This window comes from Stenotrophomonas sp. G106K1 (genome assembly GCF_037969685.1).
Taxonomy (GTDB): Bacteria; Pseudomonadota; Gammaproteobacteria; order Xanthomonadales; family Xanthomonadaceae; genus Stenotrophomonas; species Stenotrophomonas lactitubi.
This window is the reverse complement of the sequence record NZ_JBBPFR010000001.1, coordinates 261,358-274,738: the sequence shown is the minus strand read 5'-3', so window position 1 is coordinate 274,738 and position 13,381 is coordinate 261,358. Positions and strand designations below refer to the sequence as shown.

The following is a 13,381-nucleotide window of genomic DNA, read 5'->3' as shown; positions in this document are numbered from 1 at the left end:
GGCCCCTCAACGCAACAGCAACGATGGATCGGAACGAACAACGCTGCGCACCGCCATGATGCTCGACAGCATGGCCATCACCGCGACCAGCGCCACGCAGCCAAGGACCACCATCGGCGTGAGCTGTACCGGCACGCGCTGGGTCTGCGCAGCCAGCAGTACCACCGCGCTGAAGGCTGCGGCCAGCAGCATGCCGACACCCCCGATCAGCACGGCCTGTTCGAACACCACCCGGGCCAACGCATAGCGGCCTGCGCCGAGCGCATTGAGCGTGGCGTATTCGCGTACCGAACCGGCCACCACCGCCGCGAAGGACTGGTTGGTGATCACCGCGCCGACGAAGCAGACGATGACCGCCATGAACAGCACCGCGATACCGGCACCGGTGTCGAACAACCAGTACTGCTGCGAGCGGCTGGCGAACTCCGGCGCTGTCCAGAATTGGACAGGCGTAGCGCGGCCCGTTGAAACGTTGAGGCGATCGCGCACGCGACCTGCCAATTCCGGCGATCGCGTGCCCGCTACGAAATAGGTACTGCCCTCATGCGGGTCGGTTCCGGCGATGGCACGCGCGGTATCCAGTGACGCCAGCACGTTCACGCCGCCAAGACCACGCAGGCCGGGTTGCGCGGCGACCACGCGCACTGCCTTGCCGTTGATCCACGCGCGGTTTCTGTGCAGATCGACGCCCAGCGTATCCAGGTCCGCGCTGTCGACGATCACCGCACCGGGTTCGCGCAACCGAGCACGCAGATCGGGCGACAGGATGCGCGAAAACATCATCGCGTCGTTCGCCGTCGAGATGCCGGACAGGTACACCGACACGTTGCCGGTACCCTGCGCGCTGGAGCGCCACTCGCCATCGACCCATTCGTAGGGCTCGACGCGGGTGACATCCGGGTCCATCCGCAGCCGGCTCTCGACATCCGCGCTGATCGCATGGCCGTAGTTCACGCTCTGCGTGCCGGCGAAACCCGCCCATACATCGGCGCTGGATGCCTTCACGTAGATCGCGGCGGTGCCGAAGATGCCCAGCACCAGCGCCGCCTGCACGATCAGCAGGACACCGGCGAAACACATGGCCAGCACCACCGGCAGGAACCTGCGCCACTCGTAAACCAACGTTTTGCGGGCAAGCGCGATCATTGCGCGTCGCCTTCTGCCTCGACCGGCAAGGGTGCGCCGCCCACTGCCCGGTAAAGCGATGCGAAGGCGAGTACGCGCGCCCCCTGCGCGCCGATCAGATCGGCATGCGCGGACAACGCCGCACGCTGGCTTTCCAGCCCGTCGAACTCACTGGAGAGGCCAAGCTGCACCTGCCGGGCCTGTCGCGCGACCTGCTGCCGGGCAGTTTCGTCGGCCACCTGCAGCGATTGGATGCTGCTGTCCTGACGGGCCAGGCTACCCAATGCACCTTCCACTTCAGCCACGCCCTGCAGCACGGCTTTGCGATAGCCCAGCAACGCCGCATCCAGTTGCTTGCCGTCGGACTGGTAGCGCGCGCGACGCTGGCCCCAGTCCCACAGGGGGATGTCGATGTAGGGACCGATCGATGGGCTGGAATCGGAGTTGGAGCGCGCGTTCTGGGTGAGGTTGTAGGCGTACAGGATGGAACCGCCCAGGCTCAGTTTCGGGAACATCGCCGCGCGTGCGCTGCCCTTTTCAGCGGCGGCCTGCAGTACATCGGCCTCGGCCAGCAGGATCTGCGGGCGATGGCGTAGCAGATCAGCCGGCACCTGCTGGAGAGTGAAGGCGCTCAACTGCGGTGGCGTGCGGTAGGCACTCCAGGCCGGATCCGGACCTTCGCGCCCCAGCAGCAGCGCCAGCGCGCGCGCAGCATTGCCTGCGTTTTCATCCGCCTGTGCAATGGCGGCGCGCGTGGCCGCCCGCCGCGCACGCAGACGATCCAGTTCGCCAGGCTCGTCCAGATGCAGGCGCTGCCGCACCAGGCCCAGTTGCTCGCCGCGTGCGTCAACAGCCTGCTGCCTGCCCAACAGATCCGCCTGCGCCTGCGCGACGGAAAGATCCAGGTAGCTGCGTACTACATCAGCGATCACCGCCACCTGTGCGGCATTGCGCAGTGCTTCTGCATTTCCGTTGGCCGCCTGTGCGCTCAGCCGGGCGCTTTCCGCTGCGCCAAACAAGCCAAGATCCCAGATCGCTTCGACACCGGCGTGGAAGTAAGTGTCGACCGCGGCGGCGTCCTGCACCTGCTTTGCACTGGCCGCTATCTCCGGACGGAAGCGCGCATCGGCGGTGCCCGACACCAGGCGTACCGCCTGCAGCCGCAGAGTGGCCTGCTGCAGGTCCAGATTGCCGGCGATGGCCTCTTCCACCAGCGCGTTCAAGCGCGCATCGGCCAGCACCTTCCACCACTGCCGCGCATCGACCGCGACGCCCTGCGCAGGGGCGGGTTGATTCCAGACCATTGGAGTGCGATCGGGCAGATCGGGAACCGGCACCGACATGCAACCTGCCAGCATCACGCTGGCCAGCAGCACCCCGCTACACAGCGCGATGCGCGGCAGGGAGACATACCTTTGAGTGGACACTGCAGGGGAAGCGAAACGATTGGCCACCCGCCCACCTTCGTGGAGAGAGAAGCCGAGGAGGCTACGCCGCGATTGTGGAGTGGACATGGAGAATCAGTCGGAGCTGCGTTACAGCGCGTATGCGGTGCCTGCATTGCGAACCCTCGGCCTTTCCCCAGCCTTTCATGGGCGCCGCCAAACTGAACGCTGGACTGTTCGGGGGCGCTGCGGCACATTGGCCTGAACGCTTCCACTGGCAGGCAATACGCTTGAAATTAAGTCCTTGCCGCGCACTCGGCATCTTCATGGCCGTGCTTGTCGTGGGTACGATGGCGATCTGCCTGGCTACGCCACTGGTGTCGAACGCGACCATGCTGCTGATGGACCGCAGCAACTTCATTCCCGCGCAGTCGTCGATCTTTTCCTTCGAGCCCTACGTGATCAACAACGGCTCATCGAACTACTGGCTGTATGGCCAGGACCGGACCTACTACTACCACTTCACCTACCAGGTCGATGCGCCTTACCTGTACATCCCGCGCGAGAACGCCTGCGCCGGCTTCGACCGTGCGGACGTGCGTACCTGGTGCAGCGCGAGCCGGGGCATTCCGCGCTAGCAAGGCTGCATCTGGATAGTGGCGTGCAAACGAAAAACGCCCCCTTGCGGGAGCGTTCTTATTGAATCTGGAGCGGGAAACGAGACTCGAACTCGCGACCTCAACCTTGGCAAGGTTGCGCTCTACCAACTGAGCTATTCCCGCAGATTCCGTTCGACCTGCGTCGAAGGAGCGCTATTGTGTCGGGATTGCTGCACGGCGTCAACAGGATTCTGCAGCCCTTTCAGCGGCCAGCGTTCAGCTTCCGGATCAGGCTCGAACGCCCCGTCGGTGGAAGTAGATCTGTTCGGCCAGCCGGCGCACCGGGCCGGTACGCAGCAGGGCGTCGACCGGCCAGTCCAGCTGCAGGTGGTCCATGGCCCAGCGCAGCACGCGCTTGCGGTAAAAGGTGGGCGCCGCCTGTCGCGCCACCTGCTCGGCGGCTGGCCCCTTGCCGCGCCGATGCAGGCCGATTGCATCGCCGACCGCCCAGCCATGCCGCCATGACGAGTGGATGCCGCCGGCCGACAACGGCGAGACGACACCCGCCGCATCGCCGGTAAGGATCACGCCCGGCGCGGTGATCGGGCCATCCGGCAACCCGCACGGCACCAGCCCCGCGCGGGTGCCGGCAGCCTCGGCCGCGCGCGGAAGGCCGACCACGTCGCGCACATGCTCAAGGAAACCCTCGATATCCGGCGGGCGGGCGTGGGCGGGATCGTGGCGCAGGGCCAGCCCCACCTGCACACCAGTGGGATTCTGCGCGGCCCATCCGATGTAGCCGGGTGCGAAGCGGCGGCTGACAAAGCAGTGCAAGGCATCGCCTTCCGGCAGCTGCACGCTGGCAAACTCGCGCTCGACGCCGTACAGGTTGTCGCGCACCTGACCCAGGCCGGAGCGCTGCGCGACACGAGATCGTGCACCGTCAGCGCCGACCAGATAGCCGGTGCGGCCCACCCCTTCAACCTGCCATGCGTCGCCGTCGCGGCAGGCCCCGGTGAACGACTGCTGCAGGCGCAGGTCTACGCCACTGGCGCGCAGTTCGCTGGCCAGCCAGCGCATCAGGTTCGGTGTATCGGTGGTGAGGAAATAGTAGCCCGGTGCGGCCAGCAACATATTTCGCAGGTTCGGTGCGTACAGGCGCACGCGCGCGACGCGTTGCACCAGGTGTTCGGGCATGCGACCAAGCCAGGTGTGCTCCATGGCCTCCTTCACCACGATGCCGGTGGTATGCAGGCGCTCGCCGGGGTCGGCCTTGCGTTCGAGCACGCAGACGCGCAGGCCGTACTGGGCGGCGGCGAGTGCGCAGGCGGCACCTGCAAAACTGGCGCCGACGATGACCACGTCGTAGTCGTTGGAAGCGGGAGTGTGAGGCATCGCGGCATCACCACTTGAGAAGGGAGATGCAGCATCGAGCCTCCGCGTGGTGAGGCGATGGAGTGGCGGTGAAGTGGATATGAAGCACACTGGAGACAAACGAAAAACGCCCCCTTGCGGGAGCGTTCTTCTTGAATCTGGAGCGGGAAACGAGACTCGAACTCGCGACCTCAACCTTGGCAAGGTTGCGCTCTACCAACTGAGCTATTCCCGCTTGGGAGGCGAAATTTTACCTATTCCAAGGATTGCGTCAAGCGCTTTTTTCAGGGATTTGCGGGGATGGCCGACATTGCGTATCCACGCATGGCGTGGATCTACCGCAGATCCAGGTTGATCCACGCCATGCGTGAATGAAGGGTCCCGCGTAGAACGTATACCCAGTAGATCCACGCCATGCGTGGATGAGGGCGGCGATGGGACCAGAGCCCATTCCTGCGGAAAGGGATCCGACCCTGGTGCTCAGTTGCCCAGTTTCTTCTGCCGCGCACGCTCGCGCGCGGCACGCTCGTCGTCACGCAGGCTGGGCCAGGCGGCGTGCAGGTACTGCAGGCCCGACCACAGGGTCAGCACGGCGGCAATGGCCAGGGTCCAGTCGCCGATGTGGAACACCGGCGGGCCCATCCAGATGTCGTCGACCGGCACGTTCGGCGCCACCGAATACAGCAGGCACAGCAGCGCGACCATCTGCGCGGTGGTCTTGACCTTGCCGATCATCGCCACGCGAACCTTGGCGCGCTGGCCGAGTTCGGCCATCCACTCGCGCAGCGCCGACACCGCGATCTCGCGGCCGACGATCACCGCCGCCCAGAACGCCATCCACGGGGTCGGATGACCCTGCACGATCAGGAACAGCGCCACCGCCACCATCAGCTTGTCCGCGACCGGGTCGAGGAAGGCGCCGAACGCCGATTCCAGGCCGTAGCGACGCGCGATCCAGCCATCAAGCCAGTCGGTGATCGCGGCCAGGCCGAAGATCGCCGCCGATGCGAAGTTGGTCCAGGTGTAGGGCAGGTAGAACACCAGCACCAGCACCGGGATCATCACGATCCGCAACAGGGTCAGCCAGGTGGGCAGGGTCAACGTCATGCGGCTTCATTCTCTCTCTACTCGGCCGGATCAGACGCGGCCAACCCGTGCAGGTTAGCGTAGATGCGCGCGGCGAGGGCGTCATTGATGCCTTCCACCTTGGCGATTTCCGCTTCTCCAGCCGCTTTCAGGCCAACCAGGCCACCGAAATGCTTCAGCAGGCTGGCGCGCCGGCGCGGCCCGATGCCGGGGATATCTTCCAGTTTGCTGGTCATCCGGGCCTTCTGCCGGCGTCCGCGATGGCCGGTGATGGCAAAGCGGTGCGCTTCATCGCGCACCTGCTGGATGAACTGCAGGGCCGGATCGGCTGCACCCGGGCGCAGTTCACGGCCATCGGGCATCACCAGGGCTTCGTGGCCGGCACGGCGTTCCACGCCCTTGGCCACACCCAACAGCAGCACGCCTTCCACGCCCAGATCGGCCAGCGCCGCCTGTGCCTGTGCCAGCTGGCCGGCGCCACCGTCGATCAGCAGCACGTCCGGCAGCACGCCCTGCTCTTCCACCGCGCGGCGGAAGCGGCGGTCGATCGCCTGGCGCATCGCGGCGTAATCATCGCCCGGCTCGATGCCACTGATGTTGAAACGGCGGTACTGCGCGCGCACCGGGCCGGCAGCATCGAACACCACGCACGAGGCCACGGTGGCTTCGCCCATGGTGTGGCTGATGTCGAAGCACTCCACCCGCTTCACCGGCTCGGCCAGCCCCAGCATCACCCGCAGCGCTTCGCTGCGCGCGTGCTGCGCGGTGCGGCTGTTGATCTCGGTCGCCAGGGTCAACTGCGCGTTGCGGCTGGCCAGTTCCAGGTAGCCGGCGCGCTCGCCACGGACGTTCCACTTCAGCTGCACCTTGCGCTCGGCCGAGGCCGACAGCGCCGAACCTATCAGATCGGCATCGGGAATTTCGCGGTCGAGCAGGATCTCGCGCGGTGGCTCGAATTCGATGTAGTACTGCGAGACAAAGGCTGCCAGCACTTCATCCGCGCTTTCCTCGCCGTTGGTGCGGGGAAAGAACGGTCGGGTGCCCAGGTTGCGGCCGTCACGGAAGGCCAGCAGCATCACGCAGGCCTGCGAGCCCTGCATGGCCACCGCCAGCACGTCCAGGTCGGCCGCGCGGCCGTCCACGTACTGGCGGGTCTGCATGCTGCGCAACGACGTGATCAGGTCGCGCAGGCGCGCGGCCTGCTCGAATTCAAGCGCTTCGCTGGCTGCCTGCATCTGCTCGCCCAGTTCCCGGGTCAGCTCATCGCTCTTGCCCTCCAGGAACATCGCCGCGCGGCGCACCGACTCGGCGTAGTCCGCGGCTGGCACCAGCTCCACGCACGGCGCGCTGCAGCGCCCGATCTGATACTGCAGGCAGGGCCGCGAGCGGTTGCGGAACACGCTGTCTTCGCAACTGCGCAGCTTGAACAGCTTGTGCATCAGGTTCAGCGTTTCGCGCACCGCGGTGACGCCGGGATACGGCCCGAAATAGCGCCCGGGAAGGGCGCGCGGGCCACGATGCAGGGCGATGCGCGGCCAGTCCTCGCGGGTCAGCAGCACATGCGGATAGGTCTTGTCGTCGCGCAGGGACACGTTGTAGCGCGGCGACAGTGATTTGATCAGCTGGTTTTCCAGCAGCAGCGCTTCGGCTTCCGAGCGCGTCACGGTCACGTCCATGCGCACGATCTGCGAGAGCATCGACATGATGCGCGCGTTCTTCGGACTGCCGTTGAAGTAACTGCCCACGCGGTTGCGCAGCGCACGGGCCTTGCCGACATACAGCAGCGTATCGTCGGCCGCGTACATGCGGTATACGCCCGGGGCGGTACTCAGCTGGGCCGCGAATGCCTTGCCATCGAAGGACGGGACGGGAACAACGGTCATTCGCTGATCGGCACTTCGCTGAGCACGCCGCTGTCAGGGTCCAGACGCAGTACGGTGTGGGAATCTGTTTCGGCGATCCATACGGCACCGGCACCGACGGCCAGGCCGGCCGGGCCGTGCAGGCGCCGCGGCAATGGCTGGGTAGTCAGTTCGCCGCCGCCCAGGCGCAACGTGCGCAGGCGGCCATTGCCGGTATCGGCGATCCACAGCAACGGCGCATCCGGGCTCAGCGCGATCGCCTGCGGGAACTGCAGGCTGGCCTGCGCGCGCGGGCCATCGTCTTCGCCAAAGCGCCAGGTGCCCTGCCCGACCAGGGTCTGCACCAGATCGCCGCGCAGCTGCAGCGAGCGGATCGATGAACCCAGCGCATCGGCGACGTACAGCACCTGCTGGACCACGGCCACAGCGGTGGGCTGGGCGAATGCGGCCAGGTGGCCACTGCCGTCGCGCTCGTCGATGGCCCCGCTGCCGGCGCGCCACTGCAGGCTGCGCTGGCCGAGGTGGTAGCTCCAGATGCGGTTGTCGCCGGCCATGGCGATGTGCAGCTGGTTTTCGGCGATGGCCAGGCCGACCGGATGATCCAGCGACACCTGCCGTGGCTGCGCCACCGGCCCTTCCTCGGGAGCGCCCGGACGACCGTTGCCGCACAGCGTGTCGACCAGGCCGGTCAGCAGGTTGATGCGGCGCACGGCGTGGTTGCCGGTGTCAGCCACGTACAGCGACTCGCGCTCCAGCGCCAGCGCCTGCGGCCGGTGGAAAGCGGCTTCGGCGAGATTGCCGTCCATGAAGTCGGCGGTGCCCAGGCCGAACTGACGCAGCACGCGGCCGCCGTGACTGCATTCCAGGATGCGATGGTGGCCGCTGTCGGCGATGTACAGCCGTTCCTGGTTCACCGCCAGACCCATGGGGAATCGCAGCGCCTGGCGCGGCTCGGGGTGCAGTTCGCTGCCGCCGCGCGAAGGGGCCGACGGCGCACCCTCGCAAAGGGCATTCAGGGCCCGCTCCAGCTCGCCGGGCACGCCCTGGCCGATCAAGCGCTGCTGTTCGCGACCCTGCGCGTCCAGCAACACCATGGTCGGCCACGCGCTGACGCCGAAGCGGCGCCAGCCATCCCAATCGGCATCGAGCAGCACCGGCATGGTCAGACCCTGGCGGCGCAGCAGTTTCAACGCAGCCGTGGCATCACGCTCGAAATCGAAACGCGGTACCTGCAGCACCAGGGGTTGCAGCTTGCCGGGGTGGCGTGACAGCCACTGGCTGAACTCGGCCAGCCGTTGCGCGCTCCACGCGGAAGCCGCGTTGACGAACAACAGCGCGACCGGCCGGCCACGCAGTTCGGTCAGGGTGCAGGGCGCGGCATTGAGCCAGGCGGCGAACTCGGGCAGGTCCGGGACGGGCTGGATGTTCATGGCCCGATTATGCCGGAGTCGGCGTGATGCAACAGGCGTGCCACGGTACGTTCGGCAGCAGCGTCGACCAGCGACCAGACCTGTTCGAAATGATCGCTGCCACCGGTATAGGGATCGGGAATCGCGCGTTCGCCCTGCCCGCCCGACCACGGCAGATACAGCGCCAGGCGCTCGCGCTGGTCGGCGGTGGCAAGGCGCGCGGCATCACGCAGATTGGCCTCGTCGGCGCACAGGATCCAGTCGAAGGTGTCGAAATCCTGCGGCCGCAGCTGCCGCGCACGCAGGCTGCCAAGGTCCACGCCGTGCCCGGCCGCGCACGCAATGGCTCGCCGGTCGGGTGGCTGGCCCACATGCCAGTCGCCGGTACCGGCCGAGTCGACCTGCACCCGTCCGGCCAGTGCCGAGGCATCCAGGCGGGCACGCAGCGCGCCTTCGGCCATCGGCGAGCGGCAGATGTTGCCGAGGCAGACGACCAGCAGCTTCATCGCGCGGCCATCGCCTGCAGCAGCGTTTCGGCGCGCTGCAGGTCTTCAGGGGTGTCTATGCCCGGCGGGAAAGGTTCGGGCGAGATCGCCACGGTGATCGGATAGCCCGCTTCCAGCACGCGCAACTGCTCCAGCGATTCCACCTGTTCCAACGTGCCCGGGGGCATCGAGGCGAACTGCTGCAGGAAGCCGGCACGGTAACCATAGATGCCGATGTGGCGCAGCCACTGGTGGCCCTCGGGCAGGATCTCGCGACTGCGGGCGAAGCCGTCGCGGTGCCAGGCGATCGGCGCACGGCTGAAGTACATGGCCTCGTTGCGCACGTTGCGCACCAGCTTGACCACGTTCGGGTCGAACAGCGTGTGTGCATCCTCGACCGGCGTGGCCAGGGTCGACATCGGCGCGCTGCCTTCCACCAGTGCCGCGGCGACGGCGCGGATGCCGGCGGCCGGTGCGAACGGTTCATCGCCCTGCAGGTTGACCACCACGGTGTCCTCAGCCCAGCCAGCGATACGCGCGCATTCGGCCAGGCGATCGGTGCCGGAGGCATGCGACGCCGCGGTCATCGCCACCTTCACTTCCCCCAGGCCGGACAACGCATCGGCAATGCGCTGGTCGTCAGTCGCGACCCAGACCTCACCCGCGCCGGCCAGCAGCGCGCGGCGGGCCACATGCAGCACCAAGGGCTCTCCGCCCAGCAGGCGCAGCGGCTTGCCCGGCAGCCGCGAAGCGGCATAGCGGGCCGGGATGGCAACAACGAAGTCGGTCATGCGGGCGGTACTCGGCAGGCGCGATACAGCAGGAATGCGGCCGGCGGCGTGCATTTGCAAGCGCCGCACGGCCCCTCAGTTCGGTCGCAGCTTGTCCAGGCGATCGGTCAGCGCGATCCAGAACGCAGCGGGCAGCTCGGCACGCAGCGGCACGGCGTACTGCCAGTCGTTGGCGAACGCACGGCACTTCACGGCGTCCTTTTCGGTCATCAGCACCGGCAACTGGCTGCCAAAGGACAGATCCTGCGGCTGGTAGGCGTGATGGTCGGCGAAAGCGTGCGGCACCACGCCGATCGCGCGCGCGCGCAGCATGTCGAAGAAGCGTTGTGGATGGGCGATGCCGGCCACGGCATGCACGCGCTGGCCCGCGAAGTACGAGAGCGGGCGCGCCCGTCCACCGGCCAGTGGTTGTGCACTGTCGATGTGCAGGGCCATCGGCCATTGGCCGAAGCCGCAGGCCTGGGCAGCCGTCGCTGCATCCGCCTGGCCCAGGTTGACCACCCGGAAATCGCATTCGGCGGCGCGGCTGACCGGCTCGCGCAACGGGCCGGCGGGAATCATCCGGCCGTTGCCATAGCGACGCTGGGCATCGACCACCTCGATCTCGATGTCGCGTGCCAGCCGGTAGTGCTGCAGGCCGTCATCGCAGACGATCACGTCGCAGCCGGCGGCGATCAACGCCTTGCCCGCCGCCACGCGATCACTGTCCACGCGTACCGGCACGCCGGTTTTCCAGGCGATCAGCACCGGCTCGTCGCCACCGAGGGCGGTCGGCGTATCGGCTTCCACCCAACGTGCTCTGTCCGCTTGCTCTCGGCCGTAGCCGCGGCTGGCGACGCCGGGCTTCCAGCCCGCGGCCCGCAGGCGCTCGACCAGGGCGATGGTCAGCGGCGTCTTGCCGGTGCCGCCGGCGGTGATGTTGCCGACCACGATGACCGGCACCGCCAGCGCATGGCGCTTGCGCCAGCCCCGGCGGTACAGGCGCCGGCGCAGCGCGGTGACGCCCGCGTACAGCGGTGCCAGCAATCGCATCGGCCACGGAACCGGGCTGCCGTCATACCAGTACGGCGGGGTCTGGGTACCTTTGCCCGCCATCAGTCCTGCCTTTCGCGGAACTGCATGTTGTGCAGGTGCTGGTACAGGCCACCCATCGACAGCAGTTCCTGGTGGGTGCCGCGCTCAACGATGCGGCCATGGTCCATCACCAGCACCTGGTCGGCATGCTCGATGGTCGACAGGCGGTGCGCGATCACCAGCGTGGTGCGTTCGGGCATCAGGCGCTGCAGCGCGTCCTGCACCAGGCGCTCGGATTCGTTGTCCAGCGCCGCGGTAGCCTCGTCCAGGATCAGGATCGGCGCATCGCGCAGGATCGCGCGGGCGATCGCCAGGCGCTGGCGCTGGCCGCCGGACAGCAGCGCGCCGTTCTCACCCACCGGCGTCTGCAGCTGCTGCGGCATGCGTGCGATGAACTCCCAGGCATTGGCCGCTTCGGCCGCCGCACGGATCTGCTCGTCGGTTGCATCCATACCGTAGGCGATGTTGGCCGCGATGGTGTCGTCGAACAGCATCACCTTCTGGCCGACGATGGCCACCTGCCTGCGCAGATCGGCCAACGGATAGTCGTCCAGGGCCACGCCATCGAGAGTGATGCGGCCACCGTTCGGCTCGTAGAAGCGTGGCACCAGCCGGATCAGGCTGGTCTTGCCGCTGCCGGAACGACCGACGATGGCGGTGACCGTACCCGGCCTGGCAACGAAGCTGATGTCGTCCAGGGCGATGCCACTGTCTTCGCGGTAACGCAGCATGACGTGCTCGAAGGCCAGTTCGCCGCGTACGCGCTGCACCGTGTGCTTGCCCTCGTCGCGCTCGACCGGCATGTCGATGATGCCGAACAGGCGCTCGGCAGCGGCCACGCCGCGCGAGATCGAGGTCTGCACGCTGGTCAGCCGGCGCAGCGACGGAATGATGGCCATCATCGAGGTCATCAGGCCCATGAACTGGCCCGCATTGAGCTTGCCGGCCAGCGCTTCGCGGGTAGACACCCATACGATCACCGCCAGCGCCAGCGCCGCCAGGAACTGGACCACGCTGGAGGCGGCCGCGCGGGTCACTTCCACCTTCATGTTCAGTGCCAGCATGCGGTTGGCCAGGCGCGAGTAGCGCGAGATCTCGTGCTGCTGGGTGCCGTGCACCTTCACTTCCTGCTGTGCGGCCAGCGATTGCTCGGCGGTCTGCGCCATGGTGCCCATGCCGTCCTGGATGCCGCGGCTGATGCGCCGGTAGCGCTTGCCCACGTAGGAGACGATCACGCCGATCAGCGGCACCACCACCAGCATCGCCAGGGTCACCTTGACGCTCATCTGCAGCATCACCGCCAGCATTGCGATGATGGTCAGGGTATCGGCGACCACGGTCTTGAGCGCATCGGCGCTGGCCTGGGTGACCTGTTCGGTATCGAAGTTCAGGCGGCTGACCATCACCGGCGTCGCTTCGGCGTCGAAGTGCGAGGACGGCAGGTGCAGGTACTTCTGCAGCACCTGTTCGCGCAGGTCGCGGACCACGCTGCGGCCGGTCTTGGCCAGCGTGTAGTCGCTGACCCAGGTCGCCACGCTGCGCATCAGGAACAGGCCGAGGATGGTCAGCGGCAGGATCACCGCCATGCGCGGCTCAGGGTTGACGAAGCCGCGGTTGACCAGCGGCTCCATCAGCTTGGTGAAGTGATAGCCGGCCAGCGCTTCGACCACCATCGCGATGACCGCGCCGATCATGAACACCCAGTAGGTGCGGGTATAGCCCAGCAGACGTTTGTAGATCGGCCACACTGGCGCGTGATGGGAACTCATGGACGCACCTCTGGCGCTGTTGCAATGGCGATACGACGGAAGCCGAGCTGGCCCAGCGCATCCTGCGCGGTGACCACGGCCTGATAGGGAGTGCGTGCGTCGGCACGCAACAGCACGGTCTGCTCACGGTCGCTGCCGGCGACGGCGGCGATCGTCTGCTTGACCGATTCGACGTCGCTGCGCAGCACTTCCTGATCGTTGACGAAATAGCGGCCGTCCGCGTTGATCAACACGCTGAGCGAGCGCGGCGGCTCATTGGTCTGCTGCTGGCTGGCGGTCGGCAGCTGCACCTGCAGGGTCGAACGCGCATCGAAGGTGGTGGTGACCACGAAGAAGATGATCAGCACCAGGATGACGTCGATCAGCGGCACCAGGTCGATATGCGGTTCATCGTGGGACCGGTCGTTGCCGATACGCATCGA

General features: G+C 67.0%; 12 protein-coding genes and 2 tRNA genes. 1 reads left to right on the top strand and 13 read right to left on the bottom strand.

From position 1 onward, the window contains the following. Positions 1-6 precede the first annotated feature (6 nt). Entirely contained in the window at positions 7-1,146 is a 1,140-nt protein-coding gene (locus tag WKB25_RS01285) for an ABC transporter permease (RefSeq protein ID WP_340568259.1), read from the bottom strand. Further along, positions 1,143-2,468: a TolC family protein gene (locus WKB25_RS01280; RefSeq protein WP_340568496.1), complete on the bottom strand. Its 1,326-nt coding sequence runs from the start codon at positions 2,466-2,468 to the stop codon at positions 1,143-1,145. Before WKB25_RS01280 ends, WKB25_RS01285 begins: the two co-directional genes overlap by 4 nt. A gap of 332 nt (positions 2,469-2,800) precedes the next feature. Between WKB25_RS01280 and WKB25_RS01275 the strand changes: the two genes are divergently transcribed. Further along, entirely contained in the window at positions 2,801-3,148 is a 348-nt protein-coding gene (locus tag WKB25_RS01275; RefSeq protein WP_340568257.1) for a hypothetical protein, read from the top strand. 68 nt (positions 3,149-3,216) lie between these two features. Here the strand turns inward: WKB25_RS01275 and WKB25_RS01270 are convergent. From WKB25_RS01270 to WKB25_RS01220, 11 genes are all read right to left on the bottom strand, one after another. Then, positions 3,217-3,292 (bottom strand) — tRNA-Gly (locus WKB25_RS01270). A 105-nt stretch (positions 3,293-3,397) separates the two neighbouring features. Then, the gene (locus tag WKB25_RS01265) at positions 3,398-4,504 is read right to left on the bottom strand and encodes an NAD(P)/FAD-dependent oxidoreductase (RefSeq protein WP_340568256.1); all 1,107 of its coding nucleotides are present in this window, start codon (positions 4,502-4,504) and stop codon (positions 3,398-3,400) included. Between the two features lie 138 nt (positions 4,505-4,642). Beyond that, positions 4,643-4,718 (bottom strand) — tRNA-Gly (locus tag WKB25_RS01260). A 245-nt stretch (positions 4,719-4,963) separates the two neighbouring features. Continuing rightward, entirely contained in the window at positions 4,964-5,590 is a 627-nt protein-coding gene (gene pgsA / locus WKB25_RS01255) for a CDP-diacylglycerol--glycerol-3-phosphate 3-phosphatidyltransferase (RefSeq protein WP_093817847.1), read from the bottom strand. A 17-nt stretch (positions 5,591-5,607) separates the two neighbouring features. After that, positions 5,608-7,452 (bottom strand): excinuclease ABC subunit UvrC, encoded by a 1,845-nt coding sequence (gene uvrC / locus WKB25_RS01250; protein ID WP_340568253.1) that lies wholly within the window; start codon positions 7,450-7,452, stop codon positions 5,608-5,610. Continuing rightward, positions 7,449-8,861 (bottom strand): hypothetical protein, encoded by a 1,413-nt coding sequence (locus tag WKB25_RS01245; RefSeq protein ID WP_180831354.1) that lies wholly within the window; start codon positions 8,859-8,861, stop codon positions 7,449-7,451. The genes uvrC and WKB25_RS01245 overlap by 4 nt, the downstream gene beginning before the upstream one ends. After that, positions 8,858-9,346 carry a low molecular weight protein-tyrosine-phosphatase gene (locus WKB25_RS01240; RefSeq protein ID WP_099820050.1) on the bottom strand — a complete coding sequence of 163 codons (489 nt, stop codon included), beginning with the start codon at positions 9,344-9,346 and terminating at the stop codon, positions 8,858-8,860. The genes WKB25_RS01245 and WKB25_RS01240 overlap by 4 nt, the downstream gene beginning before the upstream one ends. Then, a complete protein-coding gene (gene kdsB / locus WKB25_RS01235; protein WP_340568252.1) occupies positions 9,343-10,116 on the bottom strand; it encodes a 3-deoxy-manno-octulosonate cytidylyltransferase in 774 nt (257 codons plus the stop codon). The genes WKB25_RS01240 and kdsB overlap by 4 nt, the downstream gene beginning before the upstream one ends. A 75-nt stretch (positions 10,117-10,191) precedes the next feature. Next, positions 10,192-11,211, bottom strand: a complete 1,020-nt coding sequence (lpxK, locus tag WKB25_RS01230; RefSeq protein ID WP_340568250.1) for a tetraacyldisaccharide 4'-kinase — start codon at positions 11,209-11,211, stop codon at positions 10,192-10,194. After that, positions 11,211-12,959 (bottom strand): lipid A export permease/ATP-binding protein MsbA, encoded by a 1,749-nt coding sequence (gene msbA / locus WKB25_RS01225; protein WP_340568248.1) that lies wholly within the window; start codon positions 12,957-12,959, stop codon positions 11,211-11,213. The genes lpxK and msbA overlap by 1 nt, the downstream gene beginning before the upstream one ends. Continuing rightward, entirely contained in the window at positions 12,956-13,378 is a 423-nt protein-coding gene (locus WKB25_RS01220) for a biopolymer transporter ExbD (RefSeq protein ID WP_340568247.1), read from the bottom strand. Before WKB25_RS01220 ends, msbA begins: the two co-directional genes overlap by 4 nt. Positions 13,379-13,381: the final 3 nt, after the last annotated feature.

What these genes read in the sequence shown, in the direction of transcription:
- WKB25_RS01285 (WP_340568259.1), bottom strand. Translation starts at nt 1,146, where the DNA reads ATGATCGCGCTTGCCCGCAAAACGTTGGTTTACGAGTGGCGCAGGTTC.
- WKB25_RS01280 (WP_340568496.1), bottom strand. Translation starts at nt 2,468, where the DNA reads ATGTCGGTGCCGGTTCCCGATCTGCCCGATCGCACTCCAATGGTCTGG.
- WKB25_RS01265 (WP_340568256.1), bottom strand. Translation starts at nt 4,504, where the DNA reads ATGCCTCACACTCCCGCTTCCAACGACTACGACGTGGTCATCGTCGGC.
- pgsA (WP_093817847.1), bottom strand. Translation starts at nt 5,590, where the DNA reads ATGACGTTGACCCTGCCCACCTGGCTGACCCTGTTGCGGATCGTGATG.
- uvrC (WP_340568253.1), bottom strand. Translation starts at nt 7,452, where the DNA reads ATGACCGTTGTTCCCGTCCCGTCCTTCGATGGCAAGGCATTCGCGGCC.
- WKB25_RS01245 (WP_180831354.1), bottom strand. Translation starts at nt 8,861, where the DNA reads ATGAACATCCAGCCCGTCCCGGACCTGCCCGAGTTCGCCGCCTGGCTC.
- WKB25_RS01240 (WP_099820050.1), bottom strand. Translation starts at nt 9,346, where the DNA reads ATGAAGCTGCTGGTCGTCTGCCTCGGCAACATCTGCCGCTCGCCGATG.
- kdsB (WP_340568252.1), bottom strand. Translation starts at nt 10,116, where the DNA reads ATGACCGACTTCGTTGTTGCCATCCCGGCCCGCTATGCCGCTTCGCGG.
- lpxK (WP_340568250.1), bottom strand. Translation starts at nt 11,211, where the DNA reads ATGGCGGGCAAAGGTACCCAGACCCCGCCGTACTGGTATGACGGCAGC.
- msbA (WP_340568248.1), bottom strand. Translation starts at nt 12,959, where the DNA reads ATGAGTTCCCATCACGCGCCAGTGTGGCCGATCTACAAACGTCTGCTG.
- WKB25_RS01220 (WP_340568247.1), bottom strand. Translation starts at nt 13,378, where the DNA reads ATGCGTATCGGCAACGACCGGTCCCACGATGAACCGCATATCGACCTG.